Raw genomic sequence first — 17441 nt, 5'->3', positions numbered from 1 at the left:
CCCCAAGGAGCATCTCATGCTGTTCTTTCACTCCCCATCCAGCGCGCTGCTGCAGCGCGTCATTCGAGCCGCTGTAGCATCTGACGCCCCGTCCGTGCTGTCTGCCTTTCTGGCATCGCAGGGCGACAAACCCTTTGCCCAGGCGCTGTCCGGCCTGTCTGGCCCGGTCATTGCCGATGCGCTGTCGAAGCTGCCTAGCCCCGAGCGTGCACGGGTACTACCCCATTTGAGCCGGCTCGCCCGACGCCGCTTGCAGAGCGTCGATAGGCCTGCCCGGCTGGCGCCTTATCGGCCCACGGCCCGCTCGCGCGCGCTGTGCTGGATATTTGGCCATCGGGCAGGTCTGCCTGTATCGGTGACGGCTGCAAGCGCCCGCCGCTAACCCCTGCGCTGCGCTTTGCCACACGCAAAGCCTGCAGCCGGCTTATTCCCTACTTGTCAATCCGCCAGGCCTTGGCACGCATTGCGTGTGCCATCGCCAGCGCGGAGCTGCGCCAACCGAGGACGCGCGATGCCGTACTTTCAACATTTCTCGTCCGGTGGACCGCCACCGGCCGCCAATACCGGCCTGAACCTGCACAGCCTTGTCTGGAGCCGCTCTGCACGCCGCCCCTATGCGCTGCCGCTGCAGCCGCCTCGGCCCTGGTCGCGGTATGAGCGCCTCTCTTTTTCGATGCTGGGCGTCACCTGGGGCATCTTGGTGCTAGCCGTGGCGGCTCTGCATTTTGGCAACTACCACCTGGATACCAAAACCTCGTCCACCTCGGGCTCGCACGCCGGTTTCTACGAAAGTGCGAGGTCTCTCAAATCCGATAGCCCTGCGCAGGAGTCTTCCCGATGAACATGCAACACCGATCTGATCTTTTGCAGCCCTCTGCAGGTGCCGCGCGGGAAGCCTTGCCCCAGTGGCTGCGCATCCGAGCCGATGAACCCGGCAAGCTGACCGGCATCCAGCAGAGCCTGGGCGTGGACATTGCCCATGGCCTGCAGCGCAATCTGAGCCAGGATGGCGAATTCAGCTACTTTGCTATCACTTTTCTGGGCGTTGAGCAGGGCCTGAGAAAAGCCAGCCGCGTCATCTTTGTGCTGGGCCCACGCATGTTGGTATCGCTGGAACCCGGCACCGCGCCGCAGGCGCTGGAGACGGCGCAATCCAGGCTGGAGCGCCAAGGGCAAGCCTTGCCGGCATTTGAGAACTTTGCCATGGTGCTCCAGGCCATCAACGATGCGACGGACGAGCTGCTGGATTCGCTCAACAGCGATCTCGGCCGGGTGCTGGTGCAAACCAACTCGGTGTTGAACAGCCTGGAAGCGCGGGACCGCGATTTTGGCGTGAGCGATGTGGTCTCTGCGCAGCTGGATCTGGGCGAAGTCGAAGAGCTGCTGTCCGACTGCCTGGAGAGCCAGTTGCAGCTGGCGCTGGCAGCGCGCCATGCACAGGCGCGCATGCCGCAGGCCGACACCGCCCTTCAAGCGCTCTATGCGACCTTGATCGAAGACATTGAAGCCGTGGAGGACCATGTCAGCTTTGTGCATGACCGCGTGCGGCTGCTGCAAGCAACCAACAACATGGCGCTGAACGTCAAGCAGAACCAGATTGTCAAGGTCTTCTCGGTCGTCACAGCCGTGTTTCTACCTGCCATGCTGATTTCCACCTACTACAGCATGAACGTCGCCCGCATGCCCATTCTGGAGTGGCACTACGGCGAGCCCATCACCATCGCGCTGACGGCAGGGCTGGCGTTGCTGCCGCTGCTCTATGTCAAACACCGTGGCTGGCTGCGCTGAGCCCAGACCTGCCTCTGCAAAGACTGCGCTCGGGCTTTTGTCAAAGACCGGCGTGCTGTCTGCGATTTCCCCCCCACCAGGAGTTATTTCCATGCCGCCAACGACTGACAAGAGCCGCTATACCTACACCACGCTGAACCGCCAACTGGAGGGTTTGGTCTGGAATGCCGACCTGAGCCTGCAGGATGCGGGCGAGGCCGCATCGCAGCGCCGCCAGGCCATCAACGAGGCGCGTGCGAGCCGTCCGCGCACCGCGCAGATCGAGCGCGAGATCATGATCGCGGTGATCGTGCTCTATGCGCTGATTCTGGGCAGCTTCGCCGCGCTGCATCTCTATGGCGGCCATGTGCTGGAGCAACAGAGCCAGGCCGCGCAAGCCGATGCAACCGCCGCGCCGGCAGGCACTGCCATTCCCGAGGTGCAGCAATGACCGAAGACCGTACCAACCCCCATGCGGCAGGCGGCCTGATGGCGGCGCGCCTGGCCCAGGCTGGCTGGCAGCGGCTGCACACGCAGCAAGCCGAGACGCTGGCGGCTGAACAACACCTGCATGGACTGGATCTTTCCCCGATCCGAGGCAGAGCCGCGACGCTGGAGGGTGAGTTCATCGTCAGCCCGATGGAGCTGGTCGTCTGCCAGCAGGGGGAGTTCCGAGAAACCGTCCTCGTCCTGGCACTGGGCAAGGAGCAGCTGATCAGTGTTGAACAAGGCCCCGCGTTGCATGCGCTGGACCGGGCCAGCGAACAGCTGTTGACCCACTTGGCCGATGGTGGCGCCCTCGAGCCCGGCAAGATGATGCTCTACCTGCTCGAAGCGCTCAACGATGCCGCCCATGCGAGCTTGCGCGCCATCGCCGAGCGCCTGGACGAGCGCAGTGATGCCGTGGCGGCGGCCAGCGGCGGCTTCGATACCGCCCAGCGGCAGGCCGGGGTGGCCGACATTGCCGGCACGGCAATGGCATTGGCAGAAGCCGAGGAACTGGTTGCCAAAGCGGTGGAAGGCCAGCTGATGCTGGTCCGTGCCGGACGTTGGCTGCGGCGTGCTGCAGGGGATGCCCGCTTGGGCCCGCGCCTGACGGTCCTGCTGGCGGACATCCACAGCCTGCGCCGTTATGCCCGGTTTCAGCACGACAAGATCCGCAACCTGCAGCAGTCACTGATGACCACGTTGGACATCAAGCAAAACCAGGTCATCAAGGTGTTCACCGTAGTGACTGCCGTGTTCACGCCGCCCACGCTGGTCGCTGCGTTCTATGGGCAGAACTTTGCCTACATGCCCGAGCTGGCGTTGCCGTGGGGAGAGTGGATGGTCATGGGGCTCACGGGCCTGTTCGCGCTGGTGCCGCTGGCCTACATCAAACGCAAGGGGTGGATGCGATGACATGGGACCAGACCTTGCCCTTATGGGCCCGCCTGCACGCCGCCAGCCCCCAGGCGCTTGATGACCTGGGCAGGCACCATGGCATGGACCTGGCGCCGGCCAGCGCGGCGCAGCGACCGGATGCCGGGGCGGCGATACGCATCCGCTGCGCCCGTGTACAGGACGGGCGCGTGTTGGTGGCCGATCTGCTGTGGCACCAGACCGCAGATGCGCAGACCCTCTACACGGTCGAGACGGGGCACCGCATGCTCCGGCCCGGTCAGGCGCAGCAGCGCTTCAGGGCGCAGGGTTTGCCTGCGGGCAGCGCGCATGCCGTGGCGCTGGTGCTGCTGCACCAGTTGCTGGGCCAGACCGGGCTGGTGCTCGATCGCATGGATGAGGGGCTGACGCGCTCGATGCGCTCGCTGCGCAGCTTCCAGCTTGCGGTGGGTGGGCCGGACTCCCGGGGCGCCGAGGACCTGATCGATGTGGACAGCCATCTGTCCATGCTCAGCCGACCGCTGTCGGTCGTGATGCAGGCGCTGGATGATCTGGAACAGGCTGCCAAGCAACTGCGCCGCAGCGTATTGCAGGGCTCGCAGCTCGGGTGTCAGCATGTCGATGCGCTGTTGGCCGAGATCGACGGGGTGCAGCGGCGCAGTCGCTTCATGCTGGAACGCCAGCGCTTCCACCGCCGCTCGGCCGAGGAAACCGTGGCGATGAGCGACCTGAATGTCACCAAGGTGTTCAGCGTGCTCTGGGCGGCGTTCATCCCCGGCACGGCCCTGATCAACTGGTATGGCCAGAACTTCCGCGTGATGCCCGAACTGTCCTGGGAGGGTTCGCTGTGGACGCAGCTGCTTGCGGTGCTGGTGCTCACCGCGGTACCGGTCTGGATGGTCAAGCAATCGGGTACGCTGCGATGACACGAAACCGTCTTGCTGGCGCCGCACGATCGCACGGGGGAGGCTGGTGCCATGGCCTGCGCAGCCCTTGGTGCTGGTTATCTTCCTGTTTTCTGCAGCCGGGCCGCTGCGCCCGTCGCGCGTTGCAGCAGCGCCCCGGCCCCACCTTTACCGAGCCACCTATGTCACCGTTGTTTTTTGTATGGATTGCTGCGCGCCCGTTGGCGCCCCAGCAGACACGTATCCGCTGGGCTTGGTGCAGCGCCGCCGCTGTACTGGCCGCCGTGGTGGCCATGCCCGCCCAGGCGCAAACCCATGTACGCCTGTATGGCACCGTCGATGCGGCGGTCAGTTCAACCCGGGTGAGCGGCGGCCCCACCGAAAACGGCCTTTTGAGCGGGGGCCTGTCGGACTCGCTCTGGGGCCTGCAGGGCCGCGAGACGCTGGGCGGCGGCAGCTACGCCGCCTTCGCGCTGGAGGGCGGGCTGGATGTTGCCCATGGTGCGCCCGATGACCCGGCACGGCCGTTCAACTACCAGTCCTGGGTGGGGGTGGGGAGCGCCAGCCTGGGCGAGTTGCGCCTGGGGCGCCAGTACACCGTCGGCCAGGCCTTTGTCAGCGCGATCGAAGTGGGGGCCTGGCGCGATTTTGGCGTGGGTGCCTTGCTGCGGGCCTCCGACAACTACCAGGTGTCCAGACAGATCAGCTGGCGCAGCCCGCAGTGGAGTGGTGTGCAGTTGGGCGCCAGCTACAGTTTTGATGCAGGTGATGCAGCAGCCGCTGATGCGGCCGGCGGCTCTGCCTACAAGCTCTACAGTCTGGCGTTGCGCTATGAGCAAGGCCCATGGCTGCTGGCCGCGAGCTGGGAGCAAGCCAGTGCGCTGCGCTTGGATGCCCTGGGAGGGCGGCGCCCCAGCGCTGCGCAGCTGGGTGCCAGCTATAACTTTGGTGTGGCGCGCCTGGCAGCGGGCTGGAGCCGCCAGCGCAATGGCTTTGTCGGGCGCAATGGCGGTGATGGCCCGGCGCAGTTGCAGGCGGCCGGGCTCCAGGGCCTGGGGCCTGCCGAGTTCATCGATGGAGGCCGGCTGGACGCGGTCTATCTGGCGGCATCGATTCCGACGGGCCATGGCGAGTTTCAGATGCAGTGGTCCCAGGCACGGCCCAGCTGGGCTTGGCAGGACAGCGGCGCACGCGCCAAGACCAGCCAGGTGATGTCGCTGGGCTACATCTACCCGCTGTCGCTGCGCACCTCCCTCTACGCATTTGCCGCCCATGGCCGGGCCTATGCGATGGATGGGGCTCTGGATGCCAGCCAACCCTCGGTCAGCCAGGTGGCTTTCGGGCTGAACACCCGTTTCTGAGGCACAGGGACTTCGCTGCACCGCTGGGATCGGCGTGGTAGCCTTTGGCAATCCCTGTAACCCACAGACGCTCTGTTGCTGATGAAGACACCGTCCCTGCCAACCACGCCCCGGCGCCGCCCGGGCCTGCATCTGACCGCCATGGTGCTGGCCCTGGCGCTGCTGTTTTTGATAGACACGGCAACCCGCTATGAAGTGGCCGTGTCGGTCTTCTACACCGTGATCATTCTGGCGATGGCCCATGCGCTGACATGGCGTGGGCTCATCGTGCTGTCAGGCAGCTGCGTTGCGTTGACCTGGCTGAGCTTTCTCATCACCAGCTATGGTGACCAGCGCGCCGGGCTGGTCAACATGCTGATCAGCACGGTGGCGATTGTCATCACCGGCTACCTGGCCTGCACGGCGGAACTGGCGCGCGCGGCGGCGCACGAGGCACAGGCCAGGCTGCTGCGCATCTCGCGCATTCACAGCCTGGAGGGATGACCACGTCGATTGCGCATGAGCTGAACCAGCCGCTGGCGGCCATCGTCACCAGCGGCCACGCCTGCCAGCGCTGGATGGAGCAGGACCCGCCCCAGCTGGACAAGGCCCGTCAGGCCCTGCAGCGCATCCTTGGCGATGCGGACCGGGCCAGCGGCATCATTGCGCGGGTGCGAAAGCTCAGCAAAGGCGAGCCGGCCAGCACCAGGCCCTTCGTCTTCAACGCCGCCGTGCGTGAAGTGCTGGCCCTGTCGCACGCCGAGATGCAGCGGCTGGACATCGCGATGCGTGCCGATCTGGCGCCCGGATTGCCGCTGGCGCTGGCTGATCCGGTGCAGGTCCAGCAGGTGATCGCCAATCTGGTGCTCAATGCGATGGAGGCGACGGCCTTGGTCGATATAGCGCGCCGCACCATCCTTGTCGAATCGCTGCAGCAGGCCGACAAGCTGGTGTTCCGCATTTCGGACGGCGGCCCCGGCTTGCCCGCCGGTGCGCAGGAACAGGTATTCGAACCCTTCTGGACCACCAAGCACGAGGGCATTGGCGTCGGGCTGAGCATCAGCCGCAGCATTGTCGAGGCCAATGGCGGCCATATCTGGGCCGAACCCCATGCACCGGGCGGGGCGGTGTTCACATTCAGCGTACCGGTGGCACCTGGGGAGGGCGAGGCATGACGGACGCAGCGATGGTCTATGTGGTCGATGACGACAACTCGGTGCGCGCCGCGCTGGAGGATTTGCTCGCATCGGTCGGTCTGCCGGTGCGCGCCTTTGCCTCGGCGGCCCAATTCCTGGCACAGCCGCTGGCCGATGTGCCCGCCTGCCTGGTGCTGGATGTGCGCATGCCGGGGCTGAGCGGCATGGAGTTCCAGCGCCAGATGCAGACCCTGGGATTGCAGCTGCCGGTGGTGTTCATCACCGGCCATGGCGATATTGCGATGGGCGTCAAAGCCATGAAAAGCGGCGCCATCGACTTTCTGGCCAAGCCGTTTCGCGACCAGGACCTGCTGGACGCGATCCACCAAGGCATTGCGCAAGACCGCGCACGGCGCCTGGCGGATGCCGACCGTGCCGAGATCGGCGGACGCTGGCAGACCTTGAGCGACGGCGAGCGCGAGGTGGTGCAACTGGTGGTCAAGGGCCTGTTGAACAAGCAGATTGCACACCAGTTGCAACTCAGTGAAGTGACCGTGAAGGTGCGCCGCGGCAATGCGATGCGCAAGCTGCAGCTGAGCTCGCTGGCCGATCTGGTGCGGTTGACCGAAAAGCTGGGTGCGTAGTGGCCTGGCGCGAAACGGGCGGCACCAGGCGGCCCGGGCCATTCTGAAGCCCGGCTTACGCCATGTTGGCGGCAGGGGTGTTGGGTTCTGCAGGGTTGCTATGTAATTGATAGCTTGAAAGCCCCGTGAGCGGTGCTAAGATATACGTTTTCGCTTGTAAAGATGGTAGCTGCTTGTCGAAGACTGCACGCTGGACCGCCAGGGTCGCCAGTTTGGTCTTAACATGCTGCACCTGCCTTTGTTGCATTGCCGCATGGGCTGCCTGCGGCCAACCGTTGGCCATCCTGCAGGGTATGGGATTCATCGACAGAACTGAGAAAGATCAGCAGGCGGCGCAGCCTTGACGTGCGACCCCGGCTTGAGCAACACATTACATGCTGGTTCCTTTTTTGATTATGTTGCGCGAGGGCATCGAGGCCGCGCTGATCGTGGGCATCATTGCGAGTTTCCTCCGCCACACGGGCCGTGCCAGGCTGATGCCCGCTGTCTGGGCGGGGGTGTTCCTGGCGCTGGGTCTGTCGCTGTTTGTCGGCGCGGGTCTGCAGTGGATGGCCGCCGAGTTTCCGCAAAAGCAGCAGGAGCTGTTTGAAGCGCTGGTCGGCTTTATCGCCGTGGGCATGCTGACCGGCATGGTGTTCTGGATGCGCAAGGCCTCGCGCTCGATCAAAGGGGAGCTGCAGGCCTCGGTCGACAAGGCGCTCAGCACCTCGGGCAGTGCCAGCTGGGCACTGATCGGCATGGTCTTTTTGGCGGTGGCGCGCGAAGGCGTCGAATCCGTCTTCTTCTTGCTGGCCATCTTCCAGCAAAGCTCGGGCTGGAGTGCCGCAGCGGGCGCCTTCCTCGGCGTGGCGCTGTCGGTGCTGCTGGGCGTGGGCCTCTACAAAGGCGGCGTGCGCATCAATCTGCGCCAGTTCTTCCGCTACACCGGTATCTTTATCCTGGTCGTGGCGGCTGGCCTGCTGGCCGGCGCCGTGCGCCGCCTGCATGAGGCCGGGGTCTGGAACCAGCTGCAGCAAGTGGTGTTCGACAGCAGCGCCGTGCTGCCCGAAGACAGCCCGCTGGGTGTCATTCTGGGCGGCCTGCTGGGCTACATGCATGCACCCGTCGCAGGCGAAGTGCTGGCCTGGGCGCTGTACCTGGCCGTGACCTTGGTGATGTTCTTCTGGCCGGTCAAGGCGGCGCCTGCCGTGGCGGGCGCTCCTGCCGCGCCCACCCTTGCAGCCGCAGCGGCCGAAGTGGCCGAAGTGGCCGCTGATGAGCCTGCTCCGCGTCTTGGCCCGGTTGTCCTGGGTAGCGTCGTCGTGTTTCTGCTCGGTGCCGCCGCTTTCTGGCAGGCATCGACGGTGCCGCGTGCCAGCGAGGTTGCAGGCAGCAGTACATCGGTCGATGGCGTGCCGGTAGTGACCATCGAGATCAACCAGGGCACCTGCACCCCCAATGCGGTGACCGTGCCAGCGGGCAAGGTGATTTTCCGCATCGTCAACCAGTCGCAGCGGGCGCTGGAATGGGAAATTCTGGACGGCGTGATGGTGCTCGAAGAGCGCGAGAACATTCTGCCCGGCATGACGCAGCAGCTGAGCGCACGCCTGGTACCCGGCAACTATGAGATGACCTGCGGCCTGCTCAACGCCGCGCGCGGCAGCCTGACGGTGACGACGTCGGACGCCTTCAAGGCCGAAGCCGCCAAGCCGCCGGTGACCGCCTTCCTGGGCGCACTGGCCGAGTACCAGGTCTACATGCTGACCGAGACGGCCAGCCTGCAGGAGATGGTCGATGCGCTGCAGCAGCGCCTGGCCCATCCACTGGAAGCCGGTGCCACCTCGCCCGATGGCTACCCCGGCGATGCCCTGCAACTGGCAGCGCTGGCGCGCGGCCAGTACCAAAAGCTGGCCCCGTTGGCGGTGCAGTACGGCGATTTGAATGCCCGCATCGATGCGCGCGCCGCAGACTTTGCGCTGCGTTACAAGGACCCGGCCTTTGTGGGCTTGCAGCGCATTGCCGCCGGTCTGCAAGCGGGCGAGCCGGCTGAGCAGCTGCTGCCGCTGGCCACCAGCCTGCAGCAGGATGTGCAGCAACTGGCCCAGCGCCTGGGCGATGCGGCCTTGCAGCCGCAGTCGATTGCCGCCGCAGCGGCCAAGGCGCTGGAGCGTGCCTCCACCCTGATTCCCGGCGAGGCGACCACGCCCGAACAGGGCCGGGCGGTGCTGCAGTTCGTCTATGGCAGCTGGGCGGCGGCCAACAAGGCCCAGCAAGTGCTGTCCCCGGTACTTGGCAATGCCAACCCGGCCTTGAACCAGCAGTTGCAGGACAGCCTGGCCAAGCTGCGCCAGCGCATCGAAGAGCTGGGCGTGCCCGCCGATGACAGCCAGGTGGCCGACATGGCCGGCCAGGCACTGAACCCGGTGCAGTGCCAGAACCTGGCCCAGGCGCTCTACCAGAGTTCGCAAAGCATGGCCAAGGTCAATGCGGCGCTGGGCTTGCAGCCCTAAAGTTTCCGCCTTCTATTTCTACAAATAACATACAGAAAGCACCACATGTCTTGGTTCAAGAACAGGAACGAGTCTCAATCCATCGTCCGCGAGGGCACCGACCCGTCGCGCCGCCGCTGGCTGGGCGAGGCCGCTGGCGCCATGGGCGCCGGCGTGCTGGCCGGCATGCCCGTGCGCCAGGCGCTGGCTGCCGACGATGCCTCGCCGGGCAACACCCAGGTGGCCGATGCGCCGCACAGCAGCGTGTCTGCGCAGCGCGTGCCGTTTTACGGCAGGCACCAAGCCGGCATCGTCACGCCCCGGCCGCTGGCCGGCATGGTGGTCAGCTTTGATGTGCTGGCCAGCAACCCGGCAGAGTTGGAGCGCCTGTTCAAGACCTTGACCGAGCGCATACACTTTCTGACCCAGGGCGGTGCCCAGCCGGTGCTCGACCCCAAGCTGCCGCCGGCGGGCTCTGGCATTCTGGGCCCGGTGGTACAGCCCGATGCACTGACGGTCACCGTGGCCGTGGGCCACAGCCTGTTTGATGACCGCTTTGGCCTGAAGGACCAGCGGCCCAAGCGCCTGACCCCCATGCAGCAGCACCCCAACGATGCGCTGCAGGCCGCGCTCTGCCATGGCGATCTGTCGATCCAGTTCTGCGCCAACACGCCCGATACCAATATCCATGCGCTGCGTGACATCATCAAGAACCTGCCCGATCTGCTGATGGTGCGCTGGAAGCAGGAGGGCTCGGTACCGCCGATCCCCGCTGCCGTGGGCCAGCCCGCAGAGAGCGCGCGCAATTTTCTGGGCTTCCGCGATGGCTCGGCCAACCCGCCATCGGACGATGAGGCCATGATGCGCCGCATTGTCTGGGTGCAGCCTGAATCCGACGAGCCCGCCTGGGCCGCGGGCGGCAGCTACCAGGCCGTGCGCATCATCCGCAACTTTGTCGAGCGCTGGGACCGCACGCCGCTGGGCGAGCAGGAGGCCATCATGGGCCGCGACAAGGACAGCGGTGCGCCGCTGGATGCGCGCAAGAAGACCGAGCACGACACGCCGGACTATGCGGCCGATCCCGAAGGCCAGAAGACGCCGATGGACGCCCATATCCGGCTGGCCAACCCGCGCAACCATGGCAGCGAAGCGAACCTGATCCTGCGCCGGCCCTTCAACTATTCGAATGGTGTGACCAAGTCCGGCCAGCTGGAGATGGGCCTGCTGTTCATCTGCTACCAGGCCGATCTGGAAAAGGGCTTTGTCACCGTGCAAAAGCGCCTCGACGGCGAGCCGCTCGAAGAATACATCAAGCCCATTGGCGGCGGCTTTTTCTATGTGCTGCCCGGTGTGGCCGATGCCAATGACTGGCTGGGCCGTGGCCTGCTGGCCGCTGCCGCCAACAAGGCCTGACCTCGTTTCCTAACCAGCCACCGGTGTCTGTACGGCAAGGCCTGGGCGCGTTCTTCTTCATGAAGCACGTCAGCCGGGATTTGGCATGGGGATACCGGAAGCCAAAAATTATCAATCTAACAGTCTAGGAGTTCTCGTATGTTTATGCGTCGCCAATTCTTGCAAGGCCTGCTGCTGGCCGGCAGTGCCAGCGTCATCCCCTTGTCCAGTTGGGCAGCAGAAGGCGTGTCTGCGCTGGAGCTGGTCAAGCCGCTGGCGGAGTACAAGCTGTACGTCAACAACAACCTGCGCGAGCTGGTCAAGGGCGTGCAGGCCTTCACCGATGCGGTCAAGGCCGGCAAGATCGAAGAGGCCAAGAAGATGTACGCTGTCGTGCGCCGCCCCTACGAGCGCATCGAGCCGATTGCCGAGCTGTTTGCCGATCTGGACAAGAGCATGGATTCGCGTGCCGACGACCATGAAAAGGCCGAGAAGGACCCGGGCTTCACCGGCTTCCACCGCATCGAGTATGGCCTCTGGGTCGAAAAGAGCACCAAGGGCCTGACCCCTTTTGCCGACAAGCTGCTGGCCGATGCCAAGGAACTGCAAAAGCGCGTGAGCGGTTTGACCTTCCCGCCTGAAAAGGTCGTGGGCGGCGCTGCGGTGCTGATGGAAGAGGTGGCGGCCACCAAGATATCGGGTGAAGAAGAGCGCTACAGCCACACTGACCTGGACGACTTCCAGGCCAACTTCGAAGGTGCGGACAAGATTTTCGAACTGCTGCGCCCCCTGGTCGAGAAGCAGGACAAGGCCTTTGTCGAAAAGACTGCGGCCAACTTCAAGACCGTGTTCGACATCCTGGCCAAATACCGCAAGCCCGATGGCAGCTTTGAGCTGTACACCAAGCTGGGTGAGGGCGACCGCAAGATCCTGGCAGGCCGCGTCAACACGCTGGCTGAAGACCTGTCCAAGCTGCGCGGCATGCTCGGCCTGAACTGATCACGCCCGCAGGCGCTGAACGATGAACCGTCCCTGCGCTGTGCAAGGGGCGGTTTTTTTATGGCTGACGCAGTTGTCGACCATCAGGCTCTTAGAACAGGCTCTTGGATTGGCCGACAATGGCGGCTGCAATTTGAACGGCTAGCGCTATGAAAGACACCACCACCAGCCCCGACGGGGGCGAGACCGACTGGGCCGCCTGGAGCCGCGAGGCCGTCGAGACGATGATGGCCCGCAATACCGAATGGCCACGCCAGTTCGGCCTGCAGAATGCGCCGCAATACCACTGGGATCTGGAAAGCGCCAGCCTGGTGCTGCAGGCGCCCTTGCATGAGGTGCAGGGCACCGTCTGCCTGGTGGGCACCAGCAGCGAGCGCGAAGGCAGCTTTGTGTGGAGCTGGGCCAATGCCAATATCCCCACCCAGCATGGCCAGGCCCTGGAGGTCGTGCACGACTTTGGCCGCGAGCACCAGCTGGCCTTGCTGACCACCGCGCGCATCCCCGGTGGCCGGCCGGAAGCAACGGAGTGCCTCTGCATTGCCGCCCGCCTGCAGCGCGCGATCGGCACCTTTATCGACCAGCAGGGCGATATCACGCTGTACTTCAGCATCCTGCATCTGCAAGTGGTACAGAACCCGGACCAGGCGTTGCAGTAAAGGCTGGCCGCCCGCGACTGGCCGCCCGCGACTGGCCGTCCGCGACTAGCTACGCACGACTAGCGCGCTGGGCAAAGCAAGCCCAGGCTGCAACCAAAGGGGTCCAGCAGCATCGCGGCTGTAGCCCCCAGGCTGGTCGTCATCGGCCCCCGGTACAGCCGGGCGCCCTGCGCCTGCAGGCGCTCAATGGCCGCGCCCAGGTCGGCTACCTCCCAGTACACCGTGGTGCCGCTCACGCCGCCCGGGCATTTGCCATCGGTGAGGTGGAAGCCGATCAATAGTCCCGGGCCTTGCACAAAGGCATAGTGCGCGTTCTCGTGTTGCACCTCCGTGCCCAAAAGCTGCGCATACCAGGCGGCCGCCGCATTGATATCGGCGACAAACAGCACGACAGACTCCAGCTTCTTGAACAAGGCGATTTCCGTTGCTTTGGGGGGCGGTGGTGGGCTGCGCGATGGTGGCATGGCACAGCGGGGCGCTGGCTGCCATCGGCAAGCGCTTGACCTTAGCCTGGGTAATGGTTCTTGGCGAAGCCGCTGGCGCGGATTCATTTCATGTAACTACAATAGTTGCATGAAACACAACAGCCAGTTTTCCGACGTTTTGCGCGTGCTGCTGCACCTGGCCGAGGCGCAGACGCCGCTGACCTCTGAGGTCCTGGCACAGACCATGGACACCAACCCGGTGGTGCTGCGGCGCCTGATGGCCGGCTTGCGCGATGCGGGCATGGTCTCGTCCGGCAAGGGCCATGGGGGCGGCTGGCTGATTGCGCCCGGTTGGGGCGAGACGACATTGCGCGACATCCACCAGGCGCTGGGCGCGCCGGCGCTGGTGTCGCTGGGCTTTCGCGAGGACCACCCCGAATGCCTGGTCGCACAGGTGGTCAACCAGTCGCTGCGCAGCGCCATGCAGGAGGCCGAGGCCTCGTTGCTGGCCAAGCTGGGCGGCATCACCTTGGCGCAGCTGTCTGCCCAGATCGGCGCTTCGCTGCGCGCGCACCGGCTGGCCAAAACATCCACTTCCCACCGTATAGAGGACCACCATGGACATTCACACTGATTTCGCCATCGTCGGCGGCAGCTACGCCGGCATGTCGGCGGCGTTGCAGCTGGCGCGGGCGCGCCGCCAGGTCACCGTCATCGATGCCGGCCTGCGCCGCAACCGCTTTGTCGACGAGGCAGGCAGCACCTCGCACGGCTTTTTGTCGCGCGACGGTGTGGCGCCTGCCGCGCTGTGGACGCAGGCCCGCACGCAATTGCTGCAGTACCCCAGCGTGCGCTGGATCGGCGGCCAGGCCGAGCAGGCCCGGGTGCTGCCCAGCGGCGAACTGTCGCTACAGGTAGGCGGCCAGTTGCTGGTGGCGCGCCGCCTGCTGCTGGCCACCGGTGTGCGCGATGAGCTGCCCGCCGTGCCCGGCCTGGCCGAGCGCTGGGGCCACAGCGTGTTCCATTGCCCGTATTGCCATGGCTACGAGGTGGGTGGCGGCGCCATCGGGGTGATTGCCGCGTCGCCGATGGCGCACCACCATGCGATGATGCTGCCCGATTGGGGCCCGACCACCTTGTTTCTCAATGGCGTCTACGCGCCGACGGAGGCGGATCTGGCCGATTTCGCCCGGCGCGGCACCCAGATCGAGGCGACGCCGGTGCAGCGCATCGATGGTTTTGCGGATGTGGTGCTGGCCGATGGCCGCAGCATCCGCATGCAAGGCCTGTTTACCCAGCCACGCACCTCGCCCGCCAGCCCGCTGGCGCAGCAGCTCGGTTGCGTGCTGGCCGATGGCCCGATGGGCCCCTATGTGCAGGTGGATGCGATGCAGCAGACCAGCGTGGCCAATGTGTTTGCCTGCGGCGATGCTGCGCGTGCAGCGGGCAGCATTGCGCTGTCGGTGGCGGATGGTGCGATGGCCGGGGTGGCCGCGCACCGCGCCTCGATGTTCTGAGCCAAGGGCCGGATGCAGTAAACGCCCTCTAGAGGGCGTTTCTTCCCCGATTGCCGGGGCGAGCGATCTGGCTGCCGGCGCTGGGCTATGCCGCCAACCGCAGCCTGACCCAGCCGGTGCGTGCCACCGTGGCGGTGCTGCGCCAGATTCTGGAGGCGGCCGTGGCATCGGGCGGCTGGCCCAGCGGCCAATGGCTGGCTGCGGCATCGGCCAGTGGCACGCAGATGTAAAAAATGCCCGCCTGCCCCTGCAGCAGGGACGGGCGGGCAGCTTGGTGGGGTGGAGAAGGGGCTTACTTCAGGTCAAAGCGGTCCAGTTCCATCACCTTGGTCCAGGCAGCAACGAAGTCCTTGACCATTTTTTCCTTGGCGCCGGCCTGGGCATAGACCTCGGCGACGGCGCGCAGGATGGCGTTGGAGCCAAAGACCAGGTCGACGCGGCTGGCCGTCCAGCGCTGGGCACCGCTCTTGCGGTCCACGCCGACAAAGCTGCCGTCTTCCTGCGCCTTCCATTGCGTGCCCATGTCCAGCAGGTTGACGAAGAAGTCATTGCTCAGCTTGCCGGGCGCGGCTGTCAGCACACCCTGCTGGTTGCCCGCAGTGTTGATGTTGATGGCACGCAGCCCACCGACCAGCACGGTCAGCTCGGGCGCGGTCAACGTCAGCAGCTGGGCCTTGTCGATCAGCAGGGCCTCGGCGGCCGCCGCAAAGCGGCCTTGCAGGTGGTTGCGGAAACCGTCGGCCTTGGGCTCCAGGTACTGGAAGGATGCGGCATCGGTCTGCTCGGCCGTGGCATCGCTGCGGCCTGGGTGGAAGGGCACGGTGGTGGGGACGCCAGCATCGGTGGCGGCCTTCTCGACACCGGCATTGCCCGCCAGCACGATCAGGTCGGCCAGCGAGATGCGCTTGTCGCCGTCAGCCGCCTTGTTGAACGCGCGCTGGATGCCTTCGAGCACGCCCAGCACCTTGGCCAGTTGCGCAGGCTGGTTCACGTCCCAGTCCTTTTGCGGGGCCAGGCGGATGCGGGCACCGTTGGCGCCGCCGCGCATATCGGAACCCCGGTAGGTCGAGGCCGAAGCCCAGGCCGTGCCCACCAGCTCCTGCACCGTCAGGCCTGATGCCAGCACCTGCGCCTTGAGGCTGGCCACATCATCGGCATCGACCAGTGGATGCGTCACCGCAGGAATGGGATCTTGCCAGACCAGCTCTTCCTTCGGCACTTCCGGGCCCAGGTAGCGGCTGCGCGGGCCCATGTCGCGGTGGGTCAGCTTGAACCAGGCGCGGGCAAAGGCTTCGGCAAAGGCCTGCGGATTTTCCAGAAAGCGGCGTGAGATCTTTTCGTAGGCCGGGTCCTGGCGCAGCGACAGGTCGGTGGTCAGCATGGTGGGCTTTTTGTGGGGGCCGCCATGCGCATCGGGGATGACATCGGGCGCATCCTTGGCCACCCACTGGATCGCACCTGCGGGGCTTTTCTCCTGCACCCATTCGTACTTGAACAGGTTCTCGAAGAAGAAATTGCTCCACTGCGCGGGGGTCTGCGTCCAGGTCACTTCCAGGCCGGAGGTGATCGCATCGCGCCCGGAGCCGGAGCCAAAACTGCTGGTCCAGCCCAGGCCTTGGGCTTCGATGCCATCGGCCTCGGGCTCGGCACCCACATGGCTGGCTGCGCCGGCACCATGGGTCTTGCCAAAGGTGTGGCCACCGGCGATCAGCGCCACGGTCTCTTCGTCGTCCATCGCCATGCGGGCAAAGGTTTCACGAATGTCTCGCGCCGCCGAGATCGGGTCGCCATTGCCGTCCGGGCCTTCGGGGTTCACATAGATCAGGCCCATCTGCACGGCGGCCAGCGGGTTCTCCAGGTCGCGGTCGCCGCTGTAGCGGCTGTTAGCCTTGTCGCTGGTGGCCAGCCATTCCTTCTCTGCCCCCCAGTACACATCCTGGTCGGGCATCCAGGTATCGACCCGGCCACCGGCAAAGCCAAAGGTGCGAAAGCCCATGGTTTCCAGCGCGACGTTGCCGCAGAGGATCATCAGATCGCCCCAGGACAGTTGGTTGCCATACTTTTGCTTGATGGGCCAGAGCAGGCGGCGCGACTTGTCGATATTGACGTTGTCCGGCCAGCTGTTGAGGGGTGCAAAGCGCTGCTGCGCACGGCCTGCGCCGCCACGGCCATCCTGCACGCGGTAGGTGCCTGCGGCATGCCAGGCCATGCGGATGAACTGCGGGCCATAGTGGCCAAAGTCAGCCGGCCACCAGTCCTGCGAGTCGGTCATCAGCGCGCGCAGGTCGCGCTTGACGGCTTCGTAATCGAGCTTCTTGAATTCGTCGGCGTAGTTGAAGTCTGCGCCCAGCGGGTTGTTGGCCGGGTGGTGCTGGCTGAGCAGGTCCACGCGCAGCTGGTTGGGCCACCAGCTCTGGCTGGTCGTTCCGTTGCCTTGGGCAGCCGTTTCGCTGTTGCGTGCAGCTGCGGCGTGAAAGGGGCATTTGGCTTCTGTGGTCATGGGGTTCTCCGGTTCAAGCTGACAGGACGCCAGACAGCTGGCGGCATAGTGATAAGAAAACGCCGATGGCGGAGGCGGTTTCCATGTTTTTTGATTATGAATGCCAGTGCCTGTCCCAAGCCGCGTTTGCCGATTGAATATCCGCAACACGATGATTAATAAATACCTTAGACAGCCCTAGATCCGCCAAACCATGGTTGAAAAGAGCCATGGCGAAGACAGGCACGCGCCATTACAGCACCGGTTGGCAAACCGGTGTTGTCAGACAATGACTACAAGCGTGGCGTTGGGGGAGGGTAGCGTGCAGGGGCG

At 65.2% G+C, this 17441-nt stretch carries 19 protein-coding genes; 17 read left to right on the top strand and 2 right to left on the bottom strand.

Annotated features, from left to right (window positions below):
- The first annotated feature begins 16 nt into the window (after nucleotides 1-16).
- From ACCQ08_RS20735 to ACCQ08_RS20670, 14 genes are all read left to right on the top strand, one after another.
- Nucleotides 17-382 carry a hypothetical protein gene (locus ACCQ08_RS20735; RefSeq protein ID WP_312836021.1) on the top strand — a complete coding sequence of 122 codons (366 nt, stop codon included), beginning with the start codon at nucleotides 17-19 and terminating at the stop codon, nucleotides 380-382.
- 129 nt (nucleotides 383-511) lie between these two features.
- Nucleotides 512-841, top strand: coding sequence for a hypothetical protein (locus ACCQ08_RS20730; RefSeq protein ID WP_312462775.1), 330 nt, complete (start codon nucleotides 512-514; stop codon nucleotides 839-841).
- Complete coding sequence (locus tag ACCQ08_RS20725; protein WP_373450859.1) at nucleotides 838-1788, top strand: CorA family divalent cation transporter; 951 nt, start codon at nucleotides 838-840, stop codon at nucleotides 1786-1788. The genes ACCQ08_RS20730 and ACCQ08_RS20725 overlap by 4 nt, the downstream gene beginning before the upstream one ends.
- Nucleotides 1789-1879: 91 nt before the next feature.
- Nucleotides 1880-2218 carry a hypothetical protein gene (locus ACCQ08_RS20720; RefSeq protein WP_373450858.1) on the top strand — a complete coding sequence of 113 codons (339 nt, stop codon included), beginning with the start codon at nucleotides 1880-1882 and terminating at the stop codon, nucleotides 2216-2218.
- Nucleotides 2215-3168: a CorA family divalent cation transporter gene (locus ACCQ08_RS20715; RefSeq protein WP_373450857.1), complete on the top strand. Its 954-nt coding sequence runs from the start codon at nucleotides 2215-2217 to the stop codon at nucleotides 3166-3168. The genes ACCQ08_RS20720 and ACCQ08_RS20715 overlap by 4 nt, the downstream gene beginning before the upstream one ends.
- The gene (locus ACCQ08_RS20710; RefSeq protein ID WP_373450856.1) at nucleotides 3165-4073 is read left to right on the top strand and encodes a CorA family divalent cation transporter; all 909 of its coding nucleotides are present in this window, start codon (nucleotides 3165-3167) and stop codon (nucleotides 4071-4073) included. Before ACCQ08_RS20715 ends, ACCQ08_RS20710 begins: the two co-directional genes overlap by 4 nt.
- A gap of 161 nt (nucleotides 4074-4234) precedes the next feature.
- Nucleotides 4235-5413 (top strand): porin, encoded by a 1179-nt coding sequence (locus ACCQ08_RS20705; RefSeq protein ID WP_373450855.1) that lies wholly within the window; start codon nucleotides 4235-4237, stop codon nucleotides 5411-5413.
- An 81-nt stretch (nucleotides 5414-5494) separates the two neighbouring features.
- On the top strand, nucleotides 5495-5896 hold the full coding sequence (locus tag ACCQ08_RS20700; RefSeq protein ID WP_373450854.1) for a hypothetical protein: 402 nt from the start codon (nucleotides 5495-5497) through the stop codon (nucleotides 5894-5896).
- Nucleotides 5893-6567, top strand: a complete 675-nt coding sequence (locus ACCQ08_RS20695) for a sensor histidine kinase (protein WP_373450853.1) — start codon at nucleotides 5893-5895, stop codon at nucleotides 6565-6567. The genes ACCQ08_RS20700 and ACCQ08_RS20695 overlap by 4 nt, the downstream gene beginning before the upstream one ends.
- Nucleotides 6564-7172: a response regulator transcription factor gene (locus ACCQ08_RS20690; protein WP_373450852.1), complete on the top strand. Its 609-nt coding sequence runs from the start codon at nucleotides 6564-6566 to the stop codon at nucleotides 7170-7172. Before ACCQ08_RS20695 ends, ACCQ08_RS20690 begins: the two co-directional genes overlap by 4 nt.
- A gap of 374 nt (nucleotides 7173-7546) precedes the next feature.
- A complete protein-coding gene (gene efeU / locus ACCQ08_RS20685; protein WP_373450851.1) occupies nucleotides 7547-9661 on the top strand; it encodes an iron uptake transporter permease EfeU in 2115 nt (704 codons plus the stop codon).
- A 45-nt stretch (nucleotides 9662-9706) separates the two neighbouring features.
- Nucleotides 9707-11053, top strand: a complete 1347-nt coding sequence (gene efeB / locus ACCQ08_RS20680; protein WP_369459399.1) for an iron uptake transporter deferrochelatase/peroxidase subunit — start codon at nucleotides 9707-9709, stop codon at nucleotides 11051-11053.
- A gap of 138 nt (nucleotides 11054-11191) precedes the next feature.
- Nucleotides 11192-12031, top strand: a complete 840-nt coding sequence (gene efeO, locus ACCQ08_RS20675) for an iron uptake system protein EfeO (protein ID WP_373450850.1) — start codon at nucleotides 11192-11194, stop codon at nucleotides 12029-12031.
- Nucleotides 12032-12180: 149 nt separating this feature from the next.
- A complete protein-coding gene (locus ACCQ08_RS20670) occupies nucleotides 12181-12687 on the top strand; it encodes a DUF6882 domain-containing protein (RefSeq protein WP_373450849.1) in 507 nt (168 codons plus the stop codon).
- A 59-nt stretch (nucleotides 12688-12746) separates the two neighbouring features.
- Here ACCQ08_RS20670 and ACCQ08_RS20665 read toward each other — a convergent pair whose 3' ends face one another.
- A complete protein-coding gene (locus tag ACCQ08_RS20665) occupies nucleotides 12747-13100 on the bottom strand; it encodes a VOC family protein (protein WP_373450848.1) in 354 nt (117 codons plus the stop codon).
- 160 nt (nucleotides 13101-13260) lie between these two features.
- On the opposite strand from ACCQ08_RS20665, the gene ACCQ08_RS20660 reads away from it, so the two are divergent.
- Genes ACCQ08_RS20660 through ACCQ08_RS20650 form a run of 3 tightly spaced genes read left to right on the top strand, consistent with a single transcriptional unit; the run spans nucleotide 13261 to nucleotide 14859 of the window.
- Nucleotides 13261-13746: an Rrf2 family transcriptional regulator gene (locus ACCQ08_RS20660; protein ID WP_373450847.1), complete on the top strand. Its 486-nt coding sequence runs from the start codon at nucleotides 13261-13263 to the stop codon at nucleotides 13744-13746.
- The gene (locus tag ACCQ08_RS20655) at nucleotides 13730-14629 is read left to right on the top strand and encodes an FAD-dependent oxidoreductase (protein WP_373450846.1); all 900 of its coding nucleotides are present in this window, start codon (nucleotides 13730-13732) and stop codon (nucleotides 14627-14629) included. Before ACCQ08_RS20660 ends, ACCQ08_RS20655 begins: the two co-directional genes overlap by 17 nt.
- Before the next feature lie 50 nt (nucleotides 14630-14679).
- Complete coding sequence (locus ACCQ08_RS20650; protein ID WP_239811810.1) at nucleotides 14680-14859, top strand: hypothetical protein; 180 nt, start codon at nucleotides 14680-14682, stop codon at nucleotides 14857-14859.
- Between the two features lie 62 nt (nucleotides 14860-14921).
- Here the strand turns inward: ACCQ08_RS20650 and katG are convergent, their stop codons facing one another.
- Nucleotides 14922-17129, bottom strand: a complete 2208-nt coding sequence (katG, locus tag ACCQ08_RS20645) for a catalase/peroxidase HPI (protein WP_373450845.1) — start codon at nucleotides 17127-17129, stop codon at nucleotides 14922-14924.
- Nucleotides 17130-17441: the final 312 nt, after the last annotated feature.

Source organism: Comamonas sp. SY3, assembly GCF_041730275.1.
GTDB lineage: Bacteria > Pseudomonadota > Gammaproteobacteria > Burkholderiales > Burkholderiaceae_C > Comamonas > Comamonas sediminis.
This window is presented reverse-complemented; position numbering and strand designations above follow the sequence as displayed.